This is a genomic window from Streptomyces sp. NPDC060232 (genome assembly GCF_042726555.1).
Taxonomy (GTDB): Bacteria; Actinomycetota; Actinomycetes; order Streptomycetales; family Streptomycetaceae; genus Streptomyces.
The window spans coordinates 84,649-109,231 of record NZ_JBHXAG010000016.1; the positions used below are offsets into that span (position 1 = coordinate 84,649).

21 protein-coding genes are annotated in these 24,583 nt (G+C 73.7%); 12 read left to right on the forward strand and 9 right to left on the reverse strand.

From position 1 onward, the window contains the following. The first annotated feature begins 15 nt into the window (after nt 1-15). Together ACFWFZ_RS22975 and ACFWFZ_RS22980 are read left to right on the forward strand one after the other, a co-directional pair. Complete coding sequence (locus ACFWFZ_RS22975) at nt 16-894, forward strand: patatin-like phospholipase family protein (RefSeq protein WP_387124661.1); 879 nt, start codon at nt 16-18, stop codon at nt 892-894. 94 nt (nt 895-988) lie between these two features. Next, nucleotides 989-1,780, forward strand: a complete 792-nt coding sequence (locus ACFWFZ_RS22980) for a spermidine synthase (protein ID WP_387124737.1) — start codon at nt 989-991, stop codon at nt 1,778-1,780. Here the strand turns inward: ACFWFZ_RS22980 and ACFWFZ_RS22985 are convergent. Next, nucleotides 1,767-3,110, reverse strand: a complete 1,344-nt coding sequence (locus ACFWFZ_RS22985) for an MFS transporter (RefSeq protein ID WP_387124662.1) — start codon at nt 3,108-3,110, stop codon at nt 1,767-1,769. The two genes, ACFWFZ_RS22980 and ACFWFZ_RS22985, sit on opposite strands and share 14 nt — an antisense overlap. Before the next feature lie 77 nt (nt 3,111-3,187). Continuing rightward, nucleotides 3,188-4,228: a hypothetical protein gene (locus tag ACFWFZ_RS22990; RefSeq protein ID WP_387124663.1), complete on the reverse strand. Its 1,041-nt coding sequence runs from the start codon at nt 4,226-4,228 to the stop codon at nt 3,188-3,190. A 96-nt stretch (nt 4,229-4,324) separates the two neighbouring features. On the opposite strand from ACFWFZ_RS22990, the gene ACFWFZ_RS22995 reads away from it, so the two are divergent. The 4 genes from ACFWFZ_RS22995 (at nt 4,325) to ACFWFZ_RS23010 (ending at nt 8,690) form a co-directional block, all read left to right on the forward strand. After that, the gene (locus ACFWFZ_RS22995; protein ID WP_189973593.1) at nt 4,325-4,777 is read left to right on the forward strand and encodes a DUF4442 domain-containing protein; all 453 of its coding nucleotides are present in this window, start codon (nt 4,325-4,327) and stop codon (nt 4,775-4,777) included. Between the two features lie 322 nt (nt 4,778-5,099). Next, on the forward strand, nt 5,100-5,300 hold the full coding sequence (locus ACFWFZ_RS23000; RefSeq protein ID WP_387124738.1) for a type II toxin-antitoxin system VapB family antitoxin: 201 nt from the start codon (nt 5,100-5,102) through the stop codon (nt 5,298-5,300). A gap of 116 nt (nt 5,301-5,416) precedes the next feature. Beyond that, nucleotides 5,417-7,951 (forward strand): beta-glucosidase, encoded by a 2,535-nt coding sequence (locus tag ACFWFZ_RS23005; protein ID WP_387124664.1) that lies wholly within the window; start codon nt 5,417-5,419, stop codon nt 7,949-7,951. A gap of 58 nt (nt 7,952-8,009) precedes the next feature. Next, complete coding sequence (locus ACFWFZ_RS23010) at nt 8,010-8,690, forward strand: DedA family protein (protein ID WP_387124665.1); 681 nt, start codon at nt 8,010-8,012, stop codon at nt 8,688-8,690. Between the two features lie 178 nt (nt 8,691-8,868). On the opposite strand, the gene ACFWFZ_RS23015 is transcribed toward ACFWFZ_RS23010, so the two are convergent. Continuing rightward, nucleotides 8,869-9,408, reverse strand: a complete 540-nt coding sequence (locus ACFWFZ_RS23015) for a gamma carbonic anhydrase family protein (protein WP_387124666.1) — start codon at nt 9,406-9,408, stop codon at nt 8,869-8,871. A 139-nt stretch (nt 9,409-9,547) separates the two neighbouring features. Between ACFWFZ_RS23015 and ACFWFZ_RS23020 the strand changes: the two genes are divergently transcribed. Next, nucleotides 9,548-10,366: an acyltransferase gene (locus tag ACFWFZ_RS23020; RefSeq protein WP_387124667.1), complete on the forward strand. Its 819-nt coding sequence runs from the start codon at nt 9,548-9,550 to the stop codon at nt 10,364-10,366. Nucleotides 10,367-10,614: 248 nt separating this feature from the next. Here the strand turns inward: ACFWFZ_RS23020 and ACFWFZ_RS23025 are convergent, their stop codons facing one another. After that, entirely contained in the window at nt 10,615-11,019 is a 405-nt protein-coding gene (locus ACFWFZ_RS23025) for a CoA-binding protein (protein ID WP_387124668.1), read from the reverse strand. A gap of 307 nt (nt 11,020-11,326) precedes the next feature. Between ACFWFZ_RS23025 and ACFWFZ_RS23030 the strand changes: the two genes are divergently transcribed. The 3 genes from ACFWFZ_RS23030 (at nt 11,327) to ACFWFZ_RS23040 (ending at nt 16,212) form a co-directional block, all read left to right on the forward strand. Continuing rightward, nucleotides 11,327-11,953 (forward strand): YigZ family protein, encoded by a 627-nt coding sequence (locus ACFWFZ_RS23030; RefSeq protein WP_387124669.1) that lies wholly within the window; start codon nt 11,327-11,329, stop codon nt 11,951-11,953. Between the two features lie 81 nt (nt 11,954-12,034). Then, complete coding sequence (locus ACFWFZ_RS23035; RefSeq protein WP_387124670.1) at nt 12,035-13,204, forward strand: exonuclease SbcCD subunit D; 1,170 nt, start codon at nt 12,035-12,037, stop codon at nt 13,202-13,204. Continuing rightward, nucleotides 13,201-16,212, forward strand: coding sequence for an AAA family ATPase (locus ACFWFZ_RS23040; protein WP_387124671.1), 3,012 nt, complete (start codon nt 13,201-13,203; stop codon nt 16,210-16,212). Before ACFWFZ_RS23035 ends, ACFWFZ_RS23040 begins: the two co-directional genes overlap by 4 nt. Here the strand turns inward: ACFWFZ_RS23040 and ACFWFZ_RS23045 are convergent. Next, on the reverse strand, nt 16,202-16,648 hold the full coding sequence (locus tag ACFWFZ_RS23045) for an Lrp/AsnC family transcriptional regulator (protein WP_387124672.1): 447 nt from the start codon (nt 16,646-16,648) through the stop codon (nt 16,202-16,204). The genes ACFWFZ_RS23040 and ACFWFZ_RS23045 overlap by 11 nt on opposite strands. Nucleotides 16,649-16,742: 94 nt before the next feature. Here ACFWFZ_RS23045 and ACFWFZ_RS23050 point away from each other — a divergent pair, with 94 nt between their 5' ends. Further along, nucleotides 16,743-17,258, forward strand: coding sequence for a rhodanese-like domain-containing protein (locus ACFWFZ_RS23050; protein WP_387124673.1), 516 nt, complete (start codon nt 16,743-16,745; stop codon nt 17,256-17,258). A 113-nt stretch (nt 17,259-17,371) separates the two neighbouring features. Here ACFWFZ_RS23050 and ACFWFZ_RS23055 read toward each other — a convergent pair whose 3' ends face one another. The 4 genes from ACFWFZ_RS23055 to ACFWFZ_RS23070 form a co-directional block, all read right to left on the reverse strand. After that, on the reverse strand, nt 17,372-19,075 hold the full coding sequence (locus ACFWFZ_RS23055; protein ID WP_387124674.1) for a DUF885 domain-containing protein: 1,704 nt from the start codon (nt 19,073-19,075) through the stop codon (nt 17,372-17,374). A gap of 248 nt (nt 19,076-19,323) precedes the next feature. After that, nucleotides 19,324-20,733, reverse strand: coding sequence for a GNAT family N-acetyltransferase (locus ACFWFZ_RS23060; RefSeq protein ID WP_387124675.1), 1,410 nt, complete (start codon nt 20,731-20,733; stop codon nt 19,324-19,326). Nucleotides 20,734-20,844: 111 nt separating this feature from the next. Beyond that, nucleotides 20,845-22,419, reverse strand: coding sequence for an alkaline phosphatase D family protein (locus tag ACFWFZ_RS23065; protein ID WP_387124739.1), 1,575 nt, complete (start codon nt 22,417-22,419; stop codon nt 20,845-20,847). A gap of 180 nt (nt 22,420-22,599) precedes the next feature. Further along, the gene (locus tag ACFWFZ_RS23070; protein WP_387124676.1) at nt 22,600-23,475 is read right to left on the reverse strand and encodes an alpha/beta fold hydrolase; all 876 of its coding nucleotides are present in this window, start codon (nt 23,473-23,475) and stop codon (nt 22,600-22,602) included. Nucleotides 23,476-23,763: 288 nt separating this feature from the next. On the opposite strand from ACFWFZ_RS23070, the gene ACFWFZ_RS23075 reads away from it, so the two are divergent. Next, a complete protein-coding gene (locus ACFWFZ_RS23075) occupies nt 23,764-24,531 on the forward strand; it encodes a GntR family transcriptional regulator (protein WP_387124677.1) in 768 nt (255 codons plus the stop codon). The last annotated feature ends 52 nt before the right edge of the window (nt 24,532-24,583 follow it).

The following is a 24,583-nucleotide window of genomic DNA, read 5'->3' on the forward strand; positions in this document are numbered from 1 at the left end:
GCCGTCACCACAGGCATGAGCAGAGGGCGGGCGGAGATGGGCGGCGACACGGCACTGGTGCTCGGCGGCGGCGGACTGACCGGCGTCGGCTGGGAGTGCGGGATCATCCACGGGCTCGCCCGCGCGGGCGTGGACCTCACCACCGCGGACCTGGTCGTCGGCACCTCGGCCGGATCGGTGGTCGGCGCCCAGCTGACCTCGGGACGGTTCAGCGCGCAGGAGCTGTACGAGCGCCAGTTGGGCGACGCCGCCGGGGAGAGCGCCGCGAAGCTGGGCGCGGGCGTCATCGCCCGGTACGCGCTGGCGATGGCGCGCTCGCGCCGCGACGCGGCCGCCTACCGCCGGCGGGTGGGAGCCATGGCGCTGGCCGCGGACACCGGCCCCGAGGCGGAACGCCGCAAGGTGCTGGCGGCCCGGCTGGCCTCCCACGAGTGGCCCGAGCGGCGGCTCGTGGTCACCGCGGTCGACGCGCGCAGCGGTGAGCTGCAGGCCTTCGACCGGGAGAGCGGCAGCGGGCTGGTCGACGCGGTCGCGGCGAGCTGCGCGGTGCCCGGCGTGTGGCCCCCGGTGACGGTCGGCGAGCGCCGTTTCATCGACGGGGGTATCCGCTCCGCCACCAACGCCGACCTCGCCGCCGGCTACGCGCGCGTGGTGATCATCGCCCCGATCGCGCTCGGCTCCGGGCTCGTCCCCGCACCGGCCGCGCAGGCGGCCCGGCTGCGCGAGGCGGGGGCGCGGGTGCTGCTCATCACCCCGTCGGCCACGGCGCGCAAGGCCTTCGGGCGCAACGTCCTGGACCCGGCCCGGCGCGACCCGGCCGCCCGCGCCGGCCTGGCGCAGGCCCCGGAGCACGCCGCCGAGGCCGAGGCCGTCTGGTCGGACGGGGCGACCTGAGGGTCCGGGTCCCGGCGTGGTGTCGGACAATGGGGCGGTGAGCGACGAACGGATCCCGGTGACGCGGGACGTGGGCCAGGGCACCGCCAAGCTGATGCCGGACATCGACGGGGAACGGGCCTGGCTGCTGACCGTCGACGGCGCCCCGCAGTCCTACGTGGACCTGGACGATCCGCAGCACCTGGAGTTCGAGTACGTACGCCGCCTCGCGCACGTCCTGGACTGCGCGGCGGACCCGGGGCTCCCACTGGACCTCGTGCACCTGGGCGGCGGCGCGCTCACCCTGCCCCGCTACGCCGCGGCCACCCGGCCCGGATCCCGGCAGGCGGTGGTCGAGTTCGACGCCGGCCTGGTGGAGCTGGTCACCGAGCACTTGCCGCTGCCGGAGGGGTCCGGGATCACCCTGCACACCGCCGATGCCCGGGCCTGGCTGGAGGCCGCGCACGCGGGGAGCGCGGACGTCGTGGTGGCCGACGTGTTCGGCGGCTCCCGGGTGCCGGCGCAGCTGACCTCGCTGGAGTACGCGCGGGAGGCCGCACGGGTGCTGCGGCCCGGCGGGCTGTACGCGGTGAACCTGGCGGACGGGGCGCCCTTCGACTTCCTGCGGAGCCAACTGGCCAACTTCGCCGCAGTCTTCGCGGAGCTCGCGCTCGTCGCCGAGCCGTCGGTGCTCAGGGGGCGGCGGTTCGGGAACGCCGTACTGCTGGCCTCTGACACCCCGCTGGACGTGGGGGCGCTGGCCCGGCGGTGCGCGTCCGACGCCTTTCCCGCCCGGGTCGAGTACGGCGACGGCCTGGCCCGCTTCGTCAGGGGCGCGGCCCCCGTCTCCGACGCGGACGCCGCTCCCTCGCCGGCTCCGCCGGAGGGCGCGTTCAGCCTGGGGTGAGGCTGGACGAGGAGGGCGGCGAAGGCGAGGAGGCAGCGGCGTCGGCGGCCACGGGACCGCCGCCCTTGTGGACGGACGGCTTGCGCGTCATACGGCGCACGTCCGGGACCAGCAGGACCACAGCGGTGACCAGGACGACCAGGCTCGCGCAGCCCCACAGGGCCTCGGTGCGGCCGAAGGCCGATTCGACCGGCCCGGCCAGGGCCGTGGCCAGCGGGAGCATCGAGACCGAGCCGAACCAGTCGTAGGCGGAGACCCGGGAGAACTTCTCCTCGGGGATCTCCTGGTGCATGGTCGTCATCCAGTTCACGCCGAAGACCTCGATCGCGGCCCCGCTGACGAACATCACCGTGCACAGCCCCCACACCGGCAGCGGTACGGCCAGCCCCGCCGACGGCAGCGCCAGCGGGAACACGCACAGCGTGCCGACCAGCAGCAGCCGCCGGGGCTTCCACACCATCATCAGCACCGCACCGGCGATGGTGCCGACCCCGAACAGCGCCAGGGCCAGGCCCCAGGGCGCCGGCCCGCCCAGCCGGTCCCGGGCGACCAGCGGACCGTAGACCGCCTCCGCGGCGCCGACGACGGCGACGACGACGGAGAACTGGAGGACGATGCTCCACAGCCATGGCCGGGTGTGGAACTCCACCCAGCCTTCCCGCAGGTCGGCCAGCAGGCCGCCGCCCGGGGCCCGGTCCGGCGAACGGCTGACGTCGAGGAAGGCGCGCAGCGCCCCGGCGAGCGCGAACGCCGCGGCGTCCACGGCCAGCACCCAGCCCGGGCCCATCGCGGCGATCATCGCCCCGCCGAGGGCGGCTCCGCCGATGCCGGCGCCGTTCATGGCCATGCGGAAGAGGGCGAAGGCGCGGTTGGCGTGTTCGCCGGAGACCGTGGAGAGGAGCATGCCCTCGGCCGCGGGGTTGAAGAAGGCCGTACCGGTGCCGCACAGGGCGGTCAGCAGCATCATCTGCCACAGCTGCGGGTCGCCGGTGAGGACGAGCAGCGCGAAGAGGCCTTGCGAGACGCAGTTCAGGGCGTTGGCGGCGACCATCACACGATGGCGCGGCAGCCGGTCGGCGACGGCGCCGCCGACGAGCAGGAAGAGGACGAGTGGCAGGGTGCGGGCGGCCGCGACCAGGCCCACGTCGCCGCCGGAGCCGCCGGCTTCCAGGACGGCGAAGGCGGCGGCGATGAGCGCCCCGTGACTGCCGAGGTTGGTGACCACCGCGGCACCCGTGAGCAGGGTGTAGTTGCGGCCGGCCCACTCCGGACGGCTGCGGATGCGGCGGGGCTCGGGCGTACGGCGCGGGGCGTCGGGGGGAGAACTCACCCCCGGACTATCCCCGCCCCGGGCCGGGAATCCAAACGGATTCCCGGCGCCGGGGCGGGGACGGGTTCAGCCGGAGATCATCCGGTGGTGAGCCGGATGGAGCTGAGGATCTTGTCGGAGATCTCGGCCGGGACCTCTTCCTTCACGCCGGCCGCGGTGACCAGCGCGAAGCTGGCGAAGTCACCGACGGCGTTCTTGAAGGCGAAGCCGACCGCCTTGCCGTCGGTGGAGCACTTGTGCTCCTTCTTCACGTTCGGCGCGGTCGCGACCACCATGTGGCCCTTGATCCCGGAGGAGGTCGTGAACTCCTTGGGCTCGGTCACCTTGACCGTTCCCTTGGGCTCCTTCTGCGCGAAGCCCGCCCACACCCAGGTGCCGGTGTTGTCGGTCGCCGCCTGGGCGGTGTCCTTGGCGCCCTGGGCTCCCTTGACGCCGGCGTCCGCGATCGAGAACTTCTCGAGGTTGCCGTCGGCGTCCTTGTCGACCGTGCACCACTCCTGCTTGAGGGTGGCGGTGCCGGACATCGTGATGACCGGCTTGCCGTCGTTCTTGACGTCGTCGTCGTAGAAGAGGGAGACGCCGGGGTCGTTGACGTTCCACTCCGGGGGGACGTCGTAGGCGACGTTGTACTTCGTGTTGGTGACGACCTTCCAGCCCGGGATGACGGGCTGCATGGCGCCGCCGGCCCGCGGGTTCGGGCTGCTGCCGGCGGGGGCGGGCGTCTCAGGGGCCGGGGAAGTCGCAGCCGGCGGCTTGTCGTTGGCCTCGGTGTTCTTGTCGTCCCGCGTCAGGACGTACGCGCCGGTCGCGGCGGCCGCCACGACGACCGCGGCGGCCGCGACGATGGCCACGGTCTTGGTGGAGTACGGGCTGCCGCCGGAGGCCTGGGGCTGCTGGGGAGGCTGGGGCTGGCCCCAGGGCTGGCCCGGAACCGTCGGGGGCTGCTGGTACCCCGGTTGCTGCGGGTAGCCGGGCTGCTGCTGCGGGTATCCGTAACCGGGCTGCTGCTGGTACGGGTTCGGCTGCGCCGGCTGTCCCGGCGGCTGCGCGTACGGGTTCTGATGCGCGTCCTGGGGGTTCTGCTCGCCCCCGGGCGGCTGCTGCTGTCCTGGCCACATGGCCGGTAACGATAGTGGGAGCCGCCCCCCGGAGCCACGGCCGCCCCCCGGAGAGCTCTGGCCAATCCTCTCTACTCGCGGGTAACATCGCGGTCCATGAGCGCAGACCAGATGAACGTGGGCGAACTGCTCGCCGCCACCGTGCCGATGGCCCGGACCCTGAACCTCCAGTTCCTGGAGACCACGCCCGAGCGCGCGGTCGTCCGGCTCCCGGACCAGCCCGATTACCACAACCACGTCGGCGGCCCGCACGCCGGCGCCATGTTCACCCTCGCCGAGTCCGCGAGCGGCGCCATCGTCCTGGCAGCCTTCGGAGACCAGCTCTCCCGGGCCGTGCCCCTCGCGGTGAAGGCCGAGATCGGCTACAAGAAGCTCGCCAAGGGCGTCGTCACCGCCACCGCCACCCTCGGCCGCCCCGCCGCGGAGGTCGTGGCCGAACTCGACGCGGGCGGCCGCCCCGAGTTCCCCGTCACCATCGCCATCCAGCGCGAGGACGAGGCCGTGACGGGCGAGATGACCGTCGTGTGGACGCTGCGCCCGAACGCGTAGTGCCGGCCCGGTACGTGCCCGCCGCCCCTCGGGGTGGCGGGCACGTCCTGCTGTACGCCCTGCCGCCCGCGGCGTCCGGGTGTGCGGACCGTGCCGTCGGACGGCCGACGGCCTCCCGGACGGTCCAGGGTCTGTATCGAGTTGCCCCGTGGAGCAAGGAGCGGCGTTGGGTGCGTGCTCTCGGCGTGCCGGCCGGAAGCGCTCGTACGGGACGTACGTGGCTTTCGGCCGTTGCGGCGAGAGTGCGTGCCGGGCGTCGCGACGGGGTGAACGTCGCCTGATGCGGCACTAGAGTCCTGCCACGACGATGGAGGGGGTACCCGTGGCCAAGGTCAACATCAGCCTCGACGCCGAACTCGTGGTGGAGGTGATGGTGCTCGCCGGGGTCGGCTCGCCGCAGGACGCGGTCGAGGCCGTCGTACGGGACTACATCGCGCGCGGACACCGCACCGAGGCGCGCATCCAGAGCCAGGACGAGCCCCGGCGCACCGCCGACAGCCTCCCGCCCCTGCCGGAGGGCTGAACCTGGGCGCCCGCGGTGGCGCGTCTCGGCCGGGCCCGCGGACACGCGGAGCACAGTGGCCCGGGGAGCGGTCCGGCGCGGGCCGCTCCCGCCGACCCACGCCGCAGGGAGCACCCATGAGCGAGGACGTGTCCAGACGTTCGGCGATGCGGCTGTTCGCGGCGGCGGGCGGGATGGGCGCGGTCCTCGGAGCCGGCGGCTGCGCCCCGGCCGTGCCACCGCCCGGCGCGGGCGAACCCGCCGCCGAGGCCGCGGGCGCACCCGCCGCCGGCCGCGGCACGGGGACTGGTACGGGTGGCGCCGCCCGGATCGACGCCCTGCTGGAGCAGCTCACCCTGCAGGAGAAGACCGCCCTGCTGCACGGGGCCCCCGACCCCGCGGACCCCGGCGGCCAGGCCGGCTACGTGCCCGGCGTACAGCGCGTGGGCATCCCGGCCCTGCGCTTCGCCGACGGGTCCGCGGGGGTGCGGGTCTCCCGGCCGGCCACCGCGCTGCCCGCGCCGGTGCTGCTCGCCTCGGCCTTCGACCCGGCGCTGGCCCGCGCGTACGGACGGGTCATCGGCCGTGAAGGCCGGGCCCTCGGCCAGGACGTCGTGCTGGCCCCCATGGCCAACCTCATCCGCAGCCCCTTCGCCGGCCGGAACTTCGAGACCTTCTCCGAGGACCCGCGGCTGACCGCCGACCTGGTCGGCGAGGTGGTCCGGGGGATCCAGGACGAGGGCCTCATCGCCACCGTCAAGCACTTCGCCCTCGCCAACCAGGAACAGGGCCGCGACACCGTCGACGTGTCCGTCGGCGAGCAGACCCTGCGCGAGACCGAGCTGCGGGGATTCGAGGCCGCCGTGGCCGCCGGCGCCGGCGCCGTGATGGGCTCCTCCCACAAGGTCAACGGGGTCCACGCCGGCGAGAGCAGACCACTGCTCGACGAACTGCTGCGCGGCAGCTGGGGGTTCGACGGCTGGGTGGTCTCCGACCGGGGCGCGGCCCACAGCACCGTCGCCGCCATCCGCGCCGGCCTCGACATGGAGATGCCCGGCGGCACCCACTTCGGCGGTCCGCTGCGCGAGGCGGTGCGCGGCGGCTCCGTGCCGGAGGCCGCCGTCGACCAGGCCGTGCACCGGATCCTTTCCACCATGGACCGCTTCGGACTGCTGGCGGCCCGGCAGCCCGCCCGGCCCCCGCGCGACGCCGCGGCCGGGGCCCGCGTCGCCCGCAAGGTGGCCACCGCCGGTGCGGTGCTGCTGCGCAACGAGCGCGGCACCCTGCCGCTGACCGGGGCCGCGGCCCGCTCGATCGCGGTGATCGGACCGACCGCCCAGGTGCCGTTCACCGGCGGCGGGGGCAGCTCGCACGTGGTCCCCGACGGCGCGGACGCCCCGCTCACCGCCATCCGGCGCAGGGCCGGGAACGGCTCGACCGTGCGTTACGCCCTCGGCGAGGACCTCTACGGGCGGCCGCTCCCGGCGAAGCTGCTGAGCCCGGCCGCCGACGTGGAGCACCGCGAGGTCGGCCCCGGGCGCGTCTGGACCCACGAAGGCACCTTCCACCTCGCGGCCGACGACGAATGGACCCTGCTGGTCCACTACACCGGGACGCGGCCCGTCGTACGCCTCGACGGGGAGGACCTGTTCCCCGTCCGGCCGGGCATGGCAGAGCACTATGCGGGCGGACTCCTCGGGTCCGCACCCGACGGGATGGCCGTGCGCCGCCGCACCTTCGCCCTCAAGGCGGGCACCCACCGGCTCACCGTCACCGCCGCCGGCGGGGCCAGGGGCCAGCGCCTGCGCCTGCGGCACATCACGGGGGCGATCCGGGCCGCGGACCTCGCAGAGGCGGTACGCATCGCGAAGGCTGCCCGCAGCGTGGTCCTGTTCGCCTACGAGGACGCCACCGAGGGCAGGGACCGGACCTCGCTGGCCCTGCCGGGCGGGCAGGAACGGCTGATCGAGGCGGTCGCCGCCGCGAACCCCCGTACGACGGTCGTGCTCAACACCCCCTCCGGTACGACCATGCCGTGGCTCTCCCGTACCGGAGCGGTCCTCCAGATGTACTACCCGGGGCAGGAGGGCGCCGGAGCCACCGCCGACGTCCTCTTCGGCGACGTGGACCCCGGGGGCCGCCTCACCCAGACCTTCCCGGCCGACGAGCGGACGACCCCGGTCGGCGCGGACCCCGCGCGCTACCCGGGGGTGGGCGGCCGGCAGGAGTACTCCGAGGGCGTCCACGTCGGCCACCGCTGGTACGACGCCAAGCGGGCCACCCCGCTCTTCCCCTTCGGGCACGGCCTGTCGTACACCACCTGGCAGTACGAGAAGCTCACGGTCCGCGCGCAGCGCGGCGGCCTGCGTGTGGAGTTCACGGTCCGCAACACCGGCCGGCGCAAGGGCACGGACGTCGCCCAGGTGTACGTGGGGCCGTCCGAGGAGCTCCGGCTCGACCAGCCGGTGCGCGCACTCGCCGGCTACCGGCGGATCACCCTGCCGCCGGGCGCGGCGCAGCGCGTCACCATCGACATCGACGCCCGCGCGCTGTCGTCGTGGGACCCGGAACGGCACGCCTGGGTACTGGGCTCCGGCCGCCGCGAGGTGTTCGCGGGACGTTCCTCGCGCGAACTGCCTCTGAGGTCAAAGGCCGCGCCGGCGAGCCGATAGGCTGCCCGTTCGGCGTGTCACAGGGGGCGCGCCGGGGACGACTCGGGAGGACGTACCGGTGCACATCCAGGAATGGCTGGAGACGATTCCGGCGGTCAGCATCTATCTCCTGGTGGGTCTGGTCATCGGCCTGGAGAGCCTCGGCATCCCGCTGCCGGGCGAGATCATCCTGGTGAGCTCGGCACTGCTGGCCTCGCAGCACGGGGAGATCGACCCCGTCGTGCTGGGGCTGTGCGCGATCACCGGCGCGATCGTGGGCGACTCGATCGGCTACGCCATCGGACGCCGGGGCGGCAAGCCGCTGCTGGAGCGGCTGGGCCGGCGCTTCCCCAAGCACTTCGGGCCCCAGCAGGTCGCTCTGGCGGAACGCTCCTTCGAGAAGTGGGGCATGTGGGCCGTCTTCTTTGGCCGTTTCGTGGCGCTGCTGAGGATCTTCGCGGGGCCGCTCGCGGGCGTGCTGCACATGCCGTACTGGCGGTTCCTCGTCGCCAACGTCCTCGGCGGGATCCTCTGGGCGGGCGGAACCACCGCGGTCATCTACTCGGTCGGCATCGTCGCGGAGCCCTGGCTGAAGCGGTTCTCCTGGCTGGCCCTGGGTCTCGCCGTGGTGTTCGGGCTCGTCGTGACGCTGGTGGTGCGCAGCCGGATGAAGAAGGCGGCCGAGGCCGCCGGCGGGGCCGGCGCGGCCGGCGCCGAGATCCCCGCGCAGCCGGCGGTCCGCGCCGCGGTCGGGGAGTGACGGCGCGGGAACCGCTGGTCGTGCCGTGATTGCAGAGGGCCACCGGGTCACGGCGCCCGGCACGGCAGCTCGCCGCGGTGTCGGACCACGCCCGTACGTCCGGTACGAGCCGCGGCCCTCCGCCTTGCGATGTACCGCGCCGAACACGGCGACCCGGCAAACCTGTCCGGCCGCAGCGCTAGGGAGTGACCGAGGCGCGGTGCTGCTTCGCCAGCTCCACGTACATCTGGGCGTTCACCTTGATGCCCTCGCGCTCCTCGTCGGTCAGCTCGCGGCGTACCTTCGCGGGGACGCCCGCGACCAGCGAGCCGGGCGGGACCACCATGCCCTGCGGGACCAGCGCCTGGGCGGCCACCAGGGAACCGGCGCCGATCACCGCGCCGTTCAGGACGGTGGCGCCCATGCCGATGAGGCAGTCGTCCTCGACGGTGCAGCCGTGTACGACGGCGTTGTGGCCGATGGAGACGCGCTCACCGATGGACACGGGGAAGCCGGGGTCGACGTGGAGCGTGCAGTTGTCCTGCACGTTGCTGTCGGCGCCCAGCGTGATCGGGCCGCAGTCGGCGCGCAGCACCGCCGAGTACCAGATGCTGGCGCCGGCGGCGAGGGTGACCTCTCCGACCACGGCCGAAGTGGGGGCGGTGAACGCGGTGGGGTCGATCTCCGGGTGCTTTCCACCGACGCCCGCCACGAGTGCCTGGGCCGTCTGCTGCGTCATCTTCGCTTCCCTCTGGTCGGTCGTCCGGTTTGCCGCGCCAACAGCACCGTAGGCCACGCCGCCCGCCGTTCCGGCGATGGGGTGAAGATCACAGGACCGTGGTCCGGACGACCGCCGCCGGGCGCACTACCGTGGCCGGGTGCCGAAGAAAAAGAACACGTTCTCATCCGTGGCGGTCCTGCGCCGCCGGCTGGCGAGCCGTGTGGTCCACACCGGCTGGCGCTGGATGCAGCAGGCCGGCGCGGTGACCGCGCAGACCCCGGGCCGGCTGCGCTTCGGTGCGATCGGGGACGGTACCCGGCTCGCCTTCCCGCAGGGCACGGTATTCGGCGAGCGGTGGATCCGGCTCGGCGGGCACTGCATCATCGGCGAGCAGGTCACCCTCACCGCCGGCATGATGCCCGACCTCGACCTCGGCGCGGAGCCGATGCTGGTGCTCGGCGACGGCGTCGTCATCGGGCGGGACAGCCATGTCATCGCCGACGCCCGCATCGAGATCGGCTCGAACACCTTCTGCGGGCCCGGTGTCTACATCACGTCCACCAACCACAGCTACGACGACCCGCACGAGCCCGTCGGTCGGCAGTGGCCGCGCAGCGCTCCGGTGGAGATCGGCCCCGGATGCTGGCTCGGCACGGGCGCGGTGATCCTGCCGGGCGCGCGGCTCGGCCGCAACGTGGTGGTGGCCGCGGGCGCCGTGGTACGGGGCGAGGTGCCCGACCATGCCGTGGTGGCGGGGGCGCCGGCGCGCATCGTACGGCGCTGGACGCCGGAGACGGGGTGGCAGCCGCCGCTGCGGACCCCGGCACCCGTGCCGATCCCGGACGGCATGACGTCGCAGCAGCTGCGGGGGCTGGCCGAACTCACCGAGGCCGAGCTGGCCGAGGTCGAACAGGCCGAGGTCGAACAGGCGGGGGTCGAACTCGCGGGCGCTGAGCTCGCGGAGGCCGAGAAGTAGCGCCTCACCCTTCGGCCCGCGGCCGGCAGGACCGTTCCTGCGAGGGCCGGCGCCTTGGAGAAGCCGAGCATGGCGACCGGTCCGACCTGGTCGAGCGAGGCGGCAGTTCGACGACCGCGCTGATCGGCACCGACGAGCACGGTCCCATGGAGCTGTCGACCTGGCCTGTGGTGCCGGGCGAGGGCACGGACTCCGTCCCGCACCCCGCCGGCACCACCCAGATGCTGCACGTCACGGCCGGGGAACTTCTACAGTGCGGGGATCTCGATCGCCGGGCAGCGGTCCATGACCATCGTGAGCCCGGCCTCGCGGGTCCGGTCGAAGGCGGCCTCGTCGATCACGCCGAGCTGGAACCAGACGGCGTCGGCGCCGACGGCGGCCGCCTGGTCGGCCACCGCCCCGGCCAGGTCACTGTTCACGAAGACGTCTACCACGTCCACCTTGAACGGGATCGCCTCCAGCGAGGTGTAACCCGGCTCGCCGTGCACGGTCTCGGCCTTGGGGTGCACGGGGACCACGCGCTTGCCGTACCGCTGGAGCACGCGCGCCACCCCGTAGGCCGCCCGGTCCCTGTTGTTCGACAGGCCCACCACGGCCCAGGTGTCACCGAGCTCGGTGAGGATCTTGCGGATGGTTGCCGGATCGCCGTACACGCGTGCCGCCTCCTGCTGCTGCCGTCTGTAGTCGTCTGCCGCTGTCGCTCAGCCGCATCAACCGAAACGCCCCACGCCGGATTCCCTGATGCACGCCCGGGGCCCGGCCGGCTTGCACGCCCCGTCGTCGGAGGGGCCTCATCGCCGCCAAGCGGCTCGACGTCGTCCGGGAGACCGTCCTGAGGTACTGACGGGCGGATGCCGGACCGCTCAGCGCTTTCGCGCCCTGGGTGCGGGACCCTCGACAGCGGACGGACGGGCGTCGCGACGGGGCGAACGTCGCCTGACGCGGCACTAGGGTGGAGCGGTGAAGGCAGACCAGTACGTGACGGTGGCCCGTGAGGGCGCGCACGAGTCGGAGATCAACCGCTCGCGCTTCCTGTGTTCCCTCGCGCCCGCCGCGACCGAGCAGGAGGCGCAGGACTTCATCGCGCGCATCCGCAAGGAGCACCCCACCGCCACGCACAACTGCTACGCCTACGTCATCGGCGCCGACGCCTCCGTCCAGAAAGCCAGCGACGACGGGGAGCCCGGCGGCACCGCCGGAGTGCCCATGCTGCAGATGCTGATGCGCCGGGACGTCCGCTACGCCGTGGCCGTCGTCACCCGCTACTACGGAGGCGTGAAGCTCGGCGCCGGCGGCCTGATCCGCGCCTACGGCGGCGTCGTCGGCGAGGCCCTCGACGAACTCGGCACCGTCACCCGGCGGCGCTACCGGCTGGCCACCGTCACCGTCGACCACCAGCGGGCCGGCAAGACGCAGAACGACCTGCGCTCCACCGGCCGGACCGTGGTGGACCTGCGCTACGGGGCCTCCGTGGAGATCGAGGTCGCCCTGCCCGAGGCGGATCTGCCCGCCTTCGAGGCCTGGCTGGCCGACAGCACGGCCGGTACGGCCCAGCTCACCCTGGGCGGAGAGACGTACGCGCCCTGAGCGCCCCCGGGGACGGGTTAGCGTAGTGGGGTCCAGCGGGAGACGACCAGGGGGAGACGGCATGCGCGGCGGGGCCGGCGAGTGAAGTTCCTGCACACCTCCGACTGGCACCTCGGCCGGGCCTTCCACCGGGTGAGCCTGCTCGGCGCCCAGGCGGCCTTCGTGGACCACCTCGTCGAGACGGTCCGCACGCACGAGGTCGACGCCGTACTCGTCGCCGGCGACGTCTACGACCGCGCCGTGCCCCCGCTGCCCGCCGTCGAGCTGTACGACCGGGCCCTGCACCGGCTCGCCGACCTCGGCGTGCCCACTGTCATGATCTCCGGCAACCACGACTCCGCGCGCCGCCTCGGGGTCGGGGCCGGGCTGATCGGCCGCGCCGGAATCCACCTGCGGACCGACCCGGCCGGCTGCGCCGACCCGGTCGTACTGGCCGACGCCCACGGCGACGTGGCGCTCTACGGGCTGCCGTACCTGGAGCCGGCCCTGGTCAAGGACGAGTTCAGCACGCCGAAGGTCAGCCACGAGGCGGTCCTGGGGGCGGCCATGAACCGGATCCGGGCCGACCTCGCCACCCGCCCGCCCGGCACCCGCTCCATCGTCCTGGCACACGCCTTCGTCACCGGCGGGCAAGCCAGCGACAGCGAGCGCGACATCAGCGTCGGCGGCGTCGAAGCCGTACCCGCCTCCGTCTTCGACGGGGTGGACTACGCCGCCCTCGGCCACCTCCACGGCTGCCAGACGATCAACGAACGGGTCCGCTACTCCGGTTCCCCGCTCGCCTACTCCTTCTCCGAAGCCGACCACCGCAAGACCATGTGGCTGATCGAAATGGGCACAGCAGGAGAGATCAGCCGCGCCGAGCGCATCGACACCCCCGTACCGCGCCCCCTCGCGAGGCTGCGCGGACGGATCGACGACCTCCTCGACGACCCCGCGTACGCCGTGCACGAGGACGCCTGGGTGGAGGCCACCCTCACCGACCCGGTCCGCCCCGACGACCCCATGGCCCGCCTCGCCACCCGCTTCCCGCACACCCTCACCCTCGCCTTCGACCCCGAGGGCCGCCGCGAGGAGACCGGCGCCTCCTACGCCCAGCGCCTGCGCGGCCGCACCGACCACCAGATCGCCGAGGACTTCGTCGCCCACGTACGCGGCGGCGGCCTCCCCGACGAGGCCGAACGGGCCGTCCTCCAGGGCGCCTTCGACGACGTACGCGCCGACGACAGCTGCCGGGAGACCCACCGATGAGGCTGCACAGGCTGGCACTCACCGCCTTCGGACCGTTCGCCGAGCCCCAGGAGATCGACTTCGACGCCCTGTCCGGCGCCGGGATCTTCCTGCTCCACGGCCCCACCGGCGCGGGGAAGACCTCCGTCCTCGACGCCGTCTGCTACGCCCTCTACGGATCCGTGCCCGGCCCCCGCCAGGCCCCCGGCACCAGCCTGCGCAGCGACCACGCCACCGCCGGCACCCCCACCGAGGTCACCCTCGAACTCACCGCGGGCGGCCGCCGCCTGGAGATCACCCGGCGCCCCGAACAGGAGCGACCGAAGAAGCGGGGCACGGGCACCACCAAGGACAAGGCCCAGAGCTTTCTGCGCGAACACACCGGCGAGGGCTGGGCGGCGCTCAGCCGCTCCCACCAGGAGATCGGCGAGGAGATCGAGCAACTGCTCGGCATGAGCCGTGAGCAGTTCTGCCAGGTCGTGCTGCTGCCGCAGGGGGAGTTCGCGCGGTTCCTGCGCGCCGACGAGGCGGCCCGCGGCCGGCTCCTCGGCCGACTCTTCGACACCCGCCGCTTCGCCGCCGTCGAGACGCTGCTCGGGGAACGGCGCCGGGCCGCCGAGGCCAGGGTCCGGGCCGGCGACGAGAAGGTGCTCCACACCGCCCAGCGGCTCGCCCAGGCCGCCGGGGACAGCGCCGACCTGCGGGCCTGGCCGCTGCCCGGACACCAGCCGGGAGACCCCGGGCTGGCCGGGGCGGTCCGTGCCTGGGCGGCCGTCGCCCGCTGCTCCGCCCGCGAACGGCTCGACGTCGCCGAATACGCGCTCGCCGCCGTCGAGAGCCGGCACGCCGCCGCCCGCCGGGCCGCCGAGGACGCGCGGGAACTCGACCGGCTCCAGCGCCGGCACGCCGAGACCGCCCGCCGGGCTGCCCTGCTCGCCGAGGCGGAGCCCGAACGCGCGCGGGTACGCGACCTGTTGGACGGGGCTCGGCGTGGAGCCCTGGTGGCCCCCGCGCTGGAACTGCGCGGCGCGGCCTCCGCGGCGCACCTCGCCGCAGCGCACGCCGAGGCGGCGGCGCGCGCGGAACTGCCGCCCCCGCTGCGCGAGGCGGGCGCCGAGCAGCTGGCCACCGTCGAGCAGCGGCTGCGCGAGGAACTCGGCGCGCTCGGCGCCGCCCACCGCGCCGAGCAGCGCAGCGCCGAGATCGGCCGCGAACGGGCCGACCTGGAACGGGAGTCCCGGGCCGCCGAGGAGCAGCACCAGGAGTCCGCCGAGTGGCTTGGGCGCTGGGAGGAGACCCGGGCCGCCCTCCAAGGGCGTGTGGACGCCGCCCAGCAGGCCGCCACCCTGGCCGAGCAGCTCGCGGGTCGGCTGGAACCGGCCCGGATGAACCTGAACGCCGCCCGCAGGCGGGACGAGTTCGCCGCCGACGCCGAGCGCGCCGAGGGCGAACTGCTCGCCCTGCGCGAGGAGTCGGCCGCCGCGCGCGAACGCTGGCTGGAGCTCAAGGAGGCCCGGCTGCGCGGCATCGCCGCCGAACTCGCCGAAGCCCTGGTGGCCGGAGAGGCCTGCGGCGTGTGCGGATCCGCGGAGCACCCGGCTCCGGCCCGCCCCGCCCCCGGCCACGTGGACCGGGCCGCCGAGGACGCCGCCCACGCCGTCTTCGAACAGGCCGAGCAGGCCCGGGCCGCCGTTGAACGCCGGCTCGCCGCCGCCCGGGAGGCCCGCGCCGAGGCCGCGGCCGCCGCGGGGGAGTCCACCACCGCCGAACTCCTCTCCCTGACCACCGAGCTGACCGCCCGGCACGCCGCCGCCCACGCTGCGGCCGCCGGCCTGCACGCCGCCCGGGAGCAGCTCGCCCGCGCCGAGCGGGAACACGCCGCGCGCAGTGCCGACCGGCTCCAAGCCGAGACCCGGGCCGCCGCCAGGGCCTCCCGCCGTGAGGCCCTGGATCGGGAACAGGCCTCGCTGGAGGCCGAACTCGCCCTCGTACGGCGGGACGCGCCCACCGTCGCGGCCCGCGCCCGGACCCTGGAGGACCGGGTCAGGATGGTCGCCGGAGCCGCCGCCTGCCTGCGCCGCGCCGAGACGGCCGCCGCCCGGCTCAAGGAGGCCGACGACCAGCTCGCCGACGCCGCCTTCAAGGCGGGCTTCGACACCGTCGAGGCCGCCGCCGGCGCAGTCCTCCCCGAGTACGAACGCACCGCGCTCCAACACCGGACGGACGCCTGGCAGGCGGAGGAGGCCCTCTTGGCGGACCGCCTCGGCGAGACCGACGCCGCCGAGGCCGCGGCACTGCCTCCGGCCGCACCGCAAGCCGCCGAGGCGTACGCGGCCCGGGCCGCGGCGAAGCTCCGTACGGCAGGCTCCGCCTGTGACGCGGCCCGGGTCCGCTGCGCCGAGCTGGACCGCCTCACCCGGCAGATGGAGCAGGAACTGCGTGCGCTCGGCCCGCTGCGCGAGGCCTACGACCGGGTGGCCCGGCTGGCCGGACTGACCGCCGGCACCTCCGCTGACAACGAGCGCAAGATGCGCCTGGAGGCCTACGTACTGGCCGCCCGCCTGGAGCAGGTGGCCGCCGCCGCGACGGTACGGCTGCTGCGCATGTCCGGAGGCCGCTACACCCTGGTGCACTCCGACGCGAGGGCGAGCGGACGGGGGCGCTCCGGCCTCGGGCTGCACGTGGTCGACGCGTGGACCGGTATCGAGCGGGACACCTCGACCCTGTCGGGCGGCGAGACCTTCTTCGCCTCGCTCGCCCTGGCGCTGGGCCTCGCCGACGTGGTCACCGACGAGGCGGGCGGCACGCGCCTCGACACCCTCTTCATCGACGAGGGCTTCGGCAGCCTCGACGACCAGGCGCTGGACGAGGTCCTCGACGTCCTGGACTCACTGCGCGAGCGGGACCGGAGCGTCGGCATCGTCAGTCACGTCGCCGACCTGCGGACCCGGGTCCAGGCCCAGCTGGAGATCGTCAAGCAGCGCGGCGGCTCCGTCGTGCGCCACCGCACGGCGGCGCTCACGGACTGAGCGGGCGGCGGGGCAGCGGCGAGGAGTAGACGACGCTCGTCGTCACCGGGCCGAGCCCCGCGATCCGGCCGGTGACCTCCTCCAGGTGTCGCATCGACCGCGTCGCGACCTTGAGGACGAAGCAGTCGTCGCCCGTGACGTGATGCGCCTCCAGGATCTCCGGGGTGGCCTCCAGGAAGTCGTGGAACGGCTTGTAGTTGCCGTGCGGATAGCGCAGCCGCACCAGGGCGAGGATCGACTTGCCGATCTTCTCCGGGTCCACCACGGCCGTGTACCCGGTGATGACCCCCGCCTCCTCCAGCCTGCGCACGCGCTCGGTGACGGCGCTCGCGGACATGGACACGGAGCGGGCGAGCTCGGTGAAGCTGGCGCGGCCGTCCCGCTGGAGCGCCTCAAGGATCCGCCAGTCGGTGGCATCAGGGGAATAGTCGGTCATGGGGCCGGTCTAGCAGGGGATTCCCCGGCGGGACAAGGGGAAGGCCGGGGAAAGTCACTTCCCGGGAGGATCAACGGATCGTAGATTCCCAGCCATGACGACGACACGGAACGCCTTCCCCGTCCCCGCCGCCGGCAACCCCGTGCTCCGGGTGCCTCCGGCCTCCCCGGCCGCGGCCGCCGCGTACTTCGCCGCGAGTCTGGCCTTCCACGCCGACGTCTCGGACGTTGCGAGCGCCTTCAGAACCCATCGCGAGTCGGGAGCCGAGCTGGGCTTCCAGCTCGTCGATTCCCGCTCCACGCCCTCCTGGGACCAGGCGCACGTGCCGGGCGCGGTCCACCTGCCCACCGCCCTCATCCCCGAGCAGGCCGAACGGCTCCTGGACAAGGACCTCCCCGTGGTGACGTACTGCTGGGGTCCCGGCTGCAACGGCGGTACGCGCTCCGCCCTCGCTCTGGCCGAACTGGGCTTCCAGGTCAAGGAGATGCTCGGCGGCATCGAGTACTGGATCCGCGAGGGCTTCGAGGTCGAGACCTGGCAGGGCACGCAGCAGCGCGGCGAGGCCGACCCGCTGACCGCGCCGACCGACTCGGACGACTGCGGCTGCTGACGTGCCCGCCCCACACGGACCGGCCGCCCACCCCCTACGGAGATGGGCGGCCCGTGCGGCGGATGCGCGGTGTCGTGCGTGCCGTGCCATGCCGCCGGTGCCGTGCTGTGCCGTCAGAGCTTGGACAGCTCGTCCAGCAGGTCGTCCAGGCCCAGTGAACCCTGCGACAGCGCCGCCATGTGCCAGGCCTTCAGGTCGAAGGAATCGCCGTGCGCGGCCCGCGCGTTGTCCCGGCCCAGCAGCCAGGTGCGCTCGCCCAGCTTGTAGCCGATCGCCTGCCCCGGCATCGACAGGTAGCGGGTCACCTCGCTCTCCACGAACTCCGCCGGCCGGCCGCTGTGCAGGCCGAAGAACTCCTGCGCGAGGTCCACGGTCCACCTCTCGCCCGGGTGGAACGGCGAATCCGCCGGGATGTCCAGGCCCAGGTGCATGCCGATGTCGACGATGACCCGCGCAGCGCGCATCATCTGGCAGTCCAGGTAACCCAGGCGCTGCTCGGCGTCCTTGAGGTAGCCCAGCTCGTCCATCAGCCGCTCCGCGTACAGGGCCCAGCCCTCGCAGTTGGCGCTGACCCAGCCGACGGTGGCCTGGTAGCGGGAGAGCTGGTCCGCCACGTGCGTCCACTGCGCGAGCTGCAGGTGGTGGCCGGGCACGCCCTCGTGGTACCAGGTGGAGACCAGGTCGTAGACCGGGAAGCGGGTCTGGCCCATGGTGGGCAGCCAGGTGCGGCCGGGGCGGGAGAAGTCCTCCGAGGGGGAGGTGTAGTACGGGGCCGCGGCGCCGCCCGGAGGGGCGATGCGGGACTCCACCTTGCGGACCCGCTCGGCGAGTTCGAAGTGGGTGCCGTCGAGGTTCTCGATGGCCTCGTCCATGATGCCCTGCAGCCAGGCCTGGACCTCCTCCACCCCTTCGATGTGGGTGCCGTGCTCGTCCAGGTACTTCAGCGCCTCCCAGGGGCCGGCGCCCGGGAGGATCTTGGCCGCCTCGGTCTTCATCTCGGCGAGCAGCCGGTGGTACTCCGACCAGCCGTAGGCGTAGGCCTCGTCGAGGTCCAGGTCGGTGCCGTTGAAGTACCGGGACCAGCGGGCGTACCGCTCGCGGCCCACCGTGTCCGGGCGGCCCTGGACGGCGGGGGCGTACACCGCGGTCATCCAGTCGCGCAGTTCGACGACGGCGGCCGTCGCGCCGGCCGCCGCGGCGTCCAGCTCGGCGCGCAGGGACTGCGGGCCGTTCGAGGCGAAGTCCTCGAAGAAGGCCGCGGCGGTGCCGTCCTGGCCGGCCCAGGTGGTCAGCTGGCCGATCATGGTCTCGGTGGCGCGCGGGCCGCCGTACAGACCGCGGTCCAGGCCGAGCTGGAGGCTCTCGCGGTAGCCGGCGAAGGCGTCCGGGACGGCGCGCAGCCGCTCGGTGATCGCCGCCCAGTCCTCGTCGGTGTCGGCCGGGGTCAGGGAGAAGACCTCGCGGACCGAGTGCACGGGGCTGTGGATGTTGCTGACCGCGCACAGCTCCTCGTCGGCCTCGTACACCGCGAGCTCGGCCGTGAGCCGTTCGCGGAGCAGACGGCCGCAGCGCCGCTCGGCGTCTGAGTCGGCGCCGGGCAGCGCCTCGGCGGCGTCGAGGCGCGCGAGGGTCTCGCGGGAGAGTTCGGCGACGGCCGCGCGGCCCGCCGGGGAGAAGTCCGGGAGCTTGGCGGAGCTCTCGGCTACACCCAGGTAGGTACCGGTGATCGGGTCGAGGGCGATGAGGCCGTCGACGTAATCGTCGGCCACCTGGCGGGGCAGCCGGGGGGCGCTGCCGGTGTGGAGGGTCTCTGACATGCGGCCATCTTCGTATGTCGGGCGTCCTCCCGTCATCACCCATTGCCGTCAGCCTCCTGACAGGGGCCGGAGGACGGCTGCCGGGTCCGCCCCGCGGCGATCAACAGGCTTTGTGTACAAGCGATTTCAGGGTCCGGAGGTGGTGCGGTGAGCGGCGGTGCGACCCGGAGTTTGGCTGGATCCGGACGCAGGCGCCCCGGCCGGACGGGGCGCCTGCGTCGGAGCGCGAGCCTGCGGGCGGGGCGGGCTCAGTGGGGGCTGCGCGGAGCCTGGTGCTCCTGCGGCAGCCCGAGGGGAATCCCGTACGGCAGTCGCGAGCCGGCGGGTGCCGCTCCCAGCCGGGCCGTGATCACCAGGGTGCCCTCCTCGATCTGGTAGTCGAGGGGGAGGCCGAGGCCGCGCATGGCGGCGACCATGCCGGTGTTGGCGGCCCGGGTGACGGCGTACACGCTGTCGCACCCGGCTTCGACGGCCATGGCGATGAGCCGGCTGAGCAGCTCGGTGCCGATGCCGCGGCGCTGCCAGTCGTCCTCGATGAGCAGGGCGACCTCGGTCTCGTCGCCGTCCCACAGCAGGTGGCCGAGGGCCACGAGCTTCCCGGACGCGGTGGTGGCGGCGAGGGTGCGGCCGAAGCGCGGGCTGAGCAGGTGGCCGAGGTAGCGGTCGGCGTCGGTGACGGGGCCGTGGTAGCGCAGCCCGAGGGTGCGCTCGGAGCAGCGGTCGTGCATGGCGCGGGCCGCGGCCAGGTCGGATCCGTCGGCTCGGCGCACGGTGATCTCGTTGCCCTCGGGGAGGGTCAGTACGTCCTGGCTGCGCGGGACACGCGGGCCGAGCCGGGCGTCGAGCTCGACCAGGGCGCGGGCCCGGGCGAATTCGGTCGGGGTGAAGGGCAGGTAGGGCCGCTCGATGGTGATCGCGCCGCCGGAGGGATCACGCAGCCGCATGACGGTGGCCTCCAGCACGCCCTCGACGGGGGCGTCCGCGCCGGAGTTGGGACGGCCCGAGAGTGTGGTCGCCGGGATCGAGTGGATCGTGCAGCGGCCGAGCAGCTGACGCAGGGCGAGGGGGAGTTCGGCGGCGTCCAGCGCGGTGCGGGTGGCCAGGCCGAGCAGTCGCGTCGGGGTGTCGACGAGGTCGTGGGCGTCGGCGCGCTCGATCCAGGTGCTGTGGCCGCCGGCCAGGGAGACGGCGCGGGTGAGGTCGGTGGAGGGGAGCTGCTGCGGGGCGCGCAGCAGGAACTCGTCCACGGTGCCGCCCTCGGGCAGCGGGTGCGTCTGGAGGGTGAGGATGTCCACACCGTGGCGGGCGAGGGCGGTGCAGAGGACGGCCAGGGAGCCGGGCTGGTCCCGTACGGTGGTGCGCATCCGCCACAGGACGGTGGCGGCGGGCGCCGACGGTGCCGGAGCCCCGGGCGGCGGTGTGCTGGGCGGCGGCGCATGGCTGTGGCGCCGTGCCCACCAGGTGTGGAAGGCTGCGGTCACCAGTAGCGCGATGGCCGAGGCGACCAGCAGGATCGGGCCCCTGGGGCCGTGCACGACGAGATTGGCGATGGCGTCGGCGACCGCGACGGCGCAGAACAGTGCGGCGAGTTCGACGACGTCGCGGCGCCAGTGGTGACGGTGGGGACGCTGGGCGGGGGCGTGGACACGGTCAGTCATGCGCACCACTGTTGCGCAAGGGTGTTGCGTGATCACGAACGAACTGTGACCGACTGGTTAAGTGTCCATCTGGCCGATTTCACCCAGTTTTCGGGGCTTTTTCCGGTCGCCCTACTGGCCCACACAACCGGGCTGGAGGGTCTTGGTGAAGAGTACGCCGCCCCCTTGCCGACGCAGCCGCACGGTGAGGTCCCCGCTGTCGCCGTCGATGTCGACCTCCCCGAAGTAGGGAGGGTTCTCGGATGGCGACATGTTGGCGAAGGGTGCCGACTGGACGAAGGCGGTCTCCGGGCCGAAGGTGGCGTCGAGCCGGCCGGCCGGGAAGCCGCCGGCTCCGATGGGACCGGAGACGAACTCCCAGAACGGTGCGAAGTCGGTGAAGGCGGCCCGCTCGGGGGCGTAGTGGTTCGCGGCGGTGTAGTGCACGTCGGCGGTGAGCCAGAGGGTGCCGGTGATGCGCTGGTGCTTGATGTACCGCAGCAGTTCGGCGATCTGCAGCTCCCGGCCCAGCGGGGCTCCCGGGTCTCCCTGGGCGACGGCCTCGAAGTTCGCGGCTCCGTCGGGGACGACGATGCCCAGGGGCATGTCGGCGGCGATGACCTTCCAGGTGGCCCGGGAGCGGGACAGCTCGCGCTTGACCCAGGCGAGCTGCTCGGGGCCGAGGATGCCGACGGGGTCCTCGGTCTGGCCGCCGGGGGAGTTGGCGTTGCGGTAGGTGCGCATGTCGAGCACGAAGACGTCGAGCAGCGGGCCGTAGTGCGTCACGCGGTACATCCGGCCCTCGGCGCGTCCGCCGCGCAGGTCGGTGACGGGGAAGTACTCCCCGAAGGCGCGGCGGGCACGGGCGGCGAGGGTGTCGGCCTCCTTGACGGTGTAGCGGGGGTCGTCGATCAGCTGGCCCGGGTACCAGTTGTTGCGCACCTCGTGGTCGTCCCACTGGGCGAGCACGGGGACCTGGGCGTTGAAGCCGAGGAGGTTGCGGTCGAGGAGGTTGTAGCGGAAGTTTCCGCGGAACTCGTCGAGGGTCTCGGCGACCTTCGACTTCTCCGCGGTGGTGATGTTGCGCCAGACGGTGCCGTCGCGCAGGGGCACCGCGGACTCGATGGGTCCGTCGGCGTAGACCGTGTCCCCGCTGAAGAGGAAGAAGTCGGGGTCGCGCCGCCTCATCTCGTCGAAGACGCGGTAGCCGCCGATGTCGGGGTTGATGCCCCAGCCCTGGCCCGCCAGGTCCCCCGACCACAGGAAGCGCACGTCGCGGCGGCGGGAGACCGGGGTGGTGCGGAAGGTGCCGTGGACCGGCTCGGCGGTGCGGCGGGGGTCGTCGGGGTCGGTCAGGACGACCCGGTAGTGGATCTGCTGCCCGGGCGGGAGGCCGCGCAGGACGGTGGTCCCGGTGAAGTCGCTCGACGGGCCGAGGAGGGGGCCCCGGTGGCGGCGTACGGCGTAGCGGAACGTCTCGCTCGGAGAGGTTTCGACGCACATGCGCGCGAGGCGGTCGGAGCGGGTCCACACGGTGGCCGAGTGCGCGGTGATCTCGCCGGACTGGACGCCCCAGTGGGCATGCGGCCGGCCGGAGCGGGCGAAGGCGGGGGCGGCGAAGGCGGGCGCGGCGAGAGCAGGGGCGGCGAGCAACGCGGAGGACAGGGCGAGGGAACCGCCGATGAGGGATCGTCGGGTATGCGGCATCGATGCCATCGGTGCGTCTCCAGGGGGCGGCGAGGACGGGTCGGACCAGCGTGCCGTCGCACACCGGCCCGGCCGCGTCGCCCACGCGAACCGCGGATGAACAGCCTTCGGCCGCTCATCCGTTCAACCCCCCAGGACCCCGAACCGGTCCCGCTCACGCTGCTCGCTCACGCTGCTCGCTCACTCAGGTGCGTACGCGCTCTCGCGCGACGTGGCCGGCTCGGCGCTGCGTGCCGTGTCCAGTACCACCCGGGCCACGAGGGCCGGGTCGTCGCTCATCGGGACGTGGCCGCAGCCCGGGAGGCGTACCAGCCGTGCGCCGGGGAGGGTGTGCTTGGCCCGTACGCCCTGGCGGCGCAACAGCAGCCGGTCGCGGGTGCCCCACGCGATGGTGACCGGCAGCCCCGGCACGTCGTCGGTGAAGCGTACGGAACCACCCGCGGCCAGGGTGTCCTCGAATCCGGAGGCATGGCGCAGGGCGAGGGTCTCGGCCACCACGGCCTCGGGTGAACGGCGGGCCGGGCGGGCGTAGATGGTGCCGGTGAGCGCGGCCCGGCCGACGGCGGTGCGCGAGAGCCGGTGGACGGCGGCGAGGGGCAGCGTCCTGGCGCCGGCCCGCATGGCCAGAAGCGCGGCGAAGGCGTAGCGGCGTTCGGCTTCGGTCCAGAACCCGGCGGGGGAGAGGGCCGTGATCGAGCGGACGAGGTTGCTCCGGCCCATTTCGAGGGCGAGCAGGCCGCCGAGGGAATTGCCGGCGACGTGCGGGCGCTCGACGCCGAGGGCCGTGCACAGCGCTCCGAGTGCCGGGGCCACGGTGTCCAGGGAGTACGGGACGCCCTGGGGCAGCGGCTCCGAGGCGCCGAAGCCGGGCAGGTCCACGGCGATCACGTCGTGCTCGGCGGCCAGGATGTCGGTCACCGGATGCCAGGCCTGGAGGTGATGGCCGATGCCGTGCAGCAGCAGAAGCGGTTCGCCCGAGCCCTTGCGCTCGTAGGCGACGGTGGTCGTCCGGGGGCCGAGCGGCGAATCGATCGTGAAGGAGACCGTGGCGGTCATGCTGCTCCTCATCGGTTGGACTGCTGCGAGACAGGCTGTCAGGAGTGCCCACCGCCATGATTACCGTCGGGTAGCCCTTGACTACAAGCCTTCGGCGTATACGAGAACATCCCATGAACGGCTTGATACATATGCCCGATCTGCCCGGCAAAGGTATGAGCATTGGTCTTGACCAAGGGGGTGCACCGTCCTATCGTCGCAGGGATAGTGCAGGAACCTTTAATAAACAAAGGCGCGGAACTGCCGCTGGAACACACGGCGAGTGCAGCGATGGCAGGAGGAGTCAGGGTGGGGACCACGCAGCTCGAAACGGTGCCGGAGCCGAAGTACTGGCACCTCAAGACCGTCCTCAGCGAGGCGCTCGACCAGGACTTCGCCGTCGGCGAGGTCCTGCCCAACGAGCGTGAACTCGCAGCCCGCTTCGGAGTCGCCCGTGCGACCCTGCGTCAGGCGCTGGAGCAACTGGAGCTCGAAGGCCGGCTGCAGCGCCGCCGGGGTGTCGGCACCACCGTCGCCCCGCCGCGCGTCGGTGTGGCCGTCGGCAGTGCGCAGCACAGCTGGCCCGGGGAGGCCGTGGACGGCTGGGAGCCGCAGGACGCCTCGGAGTCCCTTCCGCCGGCAGCCGTGGTGAGGCTGCTCGGTGACGGTGGGGCGTTCGCCGCCGACCAGCCGGTGCACACCGTGCGCCGGACCAGGATGACGAACGGTCAGGCCGTCGCCGCCGAGCTGCTGTACGTACCGGTCGCCTCGGTGCCCGGACTTCCCGCCATCGAGGCTCCGTCGGGCCCTGCCCGTGCTCGTGCCGTCCTGCGCGAGCTGCAGCGGCTGGTCCTCGAGGGCCAGGACCGGTCGGTGGAACTCGGCTCCGCCCGCGCCGACGACGCCAAGGAACTGGACCGGCTGCCCGGCGCCCCGGTGCTCCTGGTCACCACGCGGTACTTCACCGCCGCGGGCACGGCCGCGGTCTCGGTGGCCACCTACCGCGCCGACACCTGCCGCCTCACCTTCGGTGACTCCGGCGGCGTCGAGATCACGCACGAGCCCGTCGCCTCCTGACACCCGACCGAGCCGGACGGCCGTGGTCCGGCCCGCACACGCGGGCCGGACC

What these genes read in the sequence shown, in the direction of transcription:
- ACFWFZ_RS22975 (WP_387124661.1), top strand. Translation starts at nt 16, where the DNA reads ATGAGCAGAGGGCGGGCGGAGATGGGCGGCGACACGGCACTGGTGCTC.
- ACFWFZ_RS22980 (WP_387124737.1), top strand. Translation starts at nt 989, where the DNA reads ATGCCGGACATCGACGGGGAACGGGCCTGGCTGCTGACCGTCGACGGC.
- ACFWFZ_RS22990 (WP_387124663.1), bottom strand. Translation starts at nt 4,228, where the DNA reads ATGTGGCCAGGACAGCAGCAGCCGCCCGGGGGCGAGCAGAACCCCCAG.
- ACFWFZ_RS22995 (WP_189973593.1), top strand. Translation starts at nt 4,325, where the DNA reads ATGAGCGCAGACCAGATGAACGTGGGCGAACTGCTCGCCGCCACCGTG.
- ACFWFZ_RS23005 (WP_387124664.1), top strand. Translation starts at nt 5,417, where the DNA reads ATGAGCGAGGACGTGTCCAGACGTTCGGCGATGCGGCTGTTCGCGGCG.
- ACFWFZ_RS23015 (WP_387124666.1), bottom strand. Translation starts at nt 9,408, where the DNA reads ATGACGCAGCAGACGGCCCAGGCACTCGTGGCGGGCGTCGGTGGAAAG.
- ACFWFZ_RS23040 (WP_387124671.1), top strand. Translation starts at nt 13,201, where the DNA reads ATGAGGCTGCACAGGCTGGCACTCACCGCCTTCGGACCGTTCGCCGAG.
- ACFWFZ_RS23045 (WP_387124672.1), bottom strand. Translation starts at nt 16,648, where the DNA reads ATGACCGACTATTCCCCTGATGCCACCGACTGGCGGATCCTTGAGGCG.
- ACFWFZ_RS23050 (WP_387124673.1), top strand. Translation starts at nt 16,743, where the DNA reads ATGACGACGACACGGAACGCCTTCCCCGTCCCCGCCGCCGGCAACCCC.
- ACFWFZ_RS23055 (WP_387124674.1), bottom strand. Translation starts at nt 19,075, where the DNA reads ATGTCAGAGACCCTCCACACCGGCAGCGCCCCCCGGCTGCCCCGCCAG.
- ACFWFZ_RS23060 (WP_387124675.1), bottom strand. Translation starts at nt 20,733, where the DNA reads ATGACTGACCGTGTCCACGCCCCCGCCCAGCGTCCCCACCGTCACCAC.
- ACFWFZ_RS23065 (WP_387124739.1), bottom strand. Translation starts at nt 22,419, where the DNA reads ATGCCGCATACCCGACGATCCCTCATCGGCGGTTCCCTCGCCCTGTCC.
- ACFWFZ_RS23070 (WP_387124676.1), bottom strand. Translation starts at nt 23,475, where the DNA reads ATGACCGCCACGGTCTCCTTCACGATCGATTCGCCGCTCGGCCCCCGG.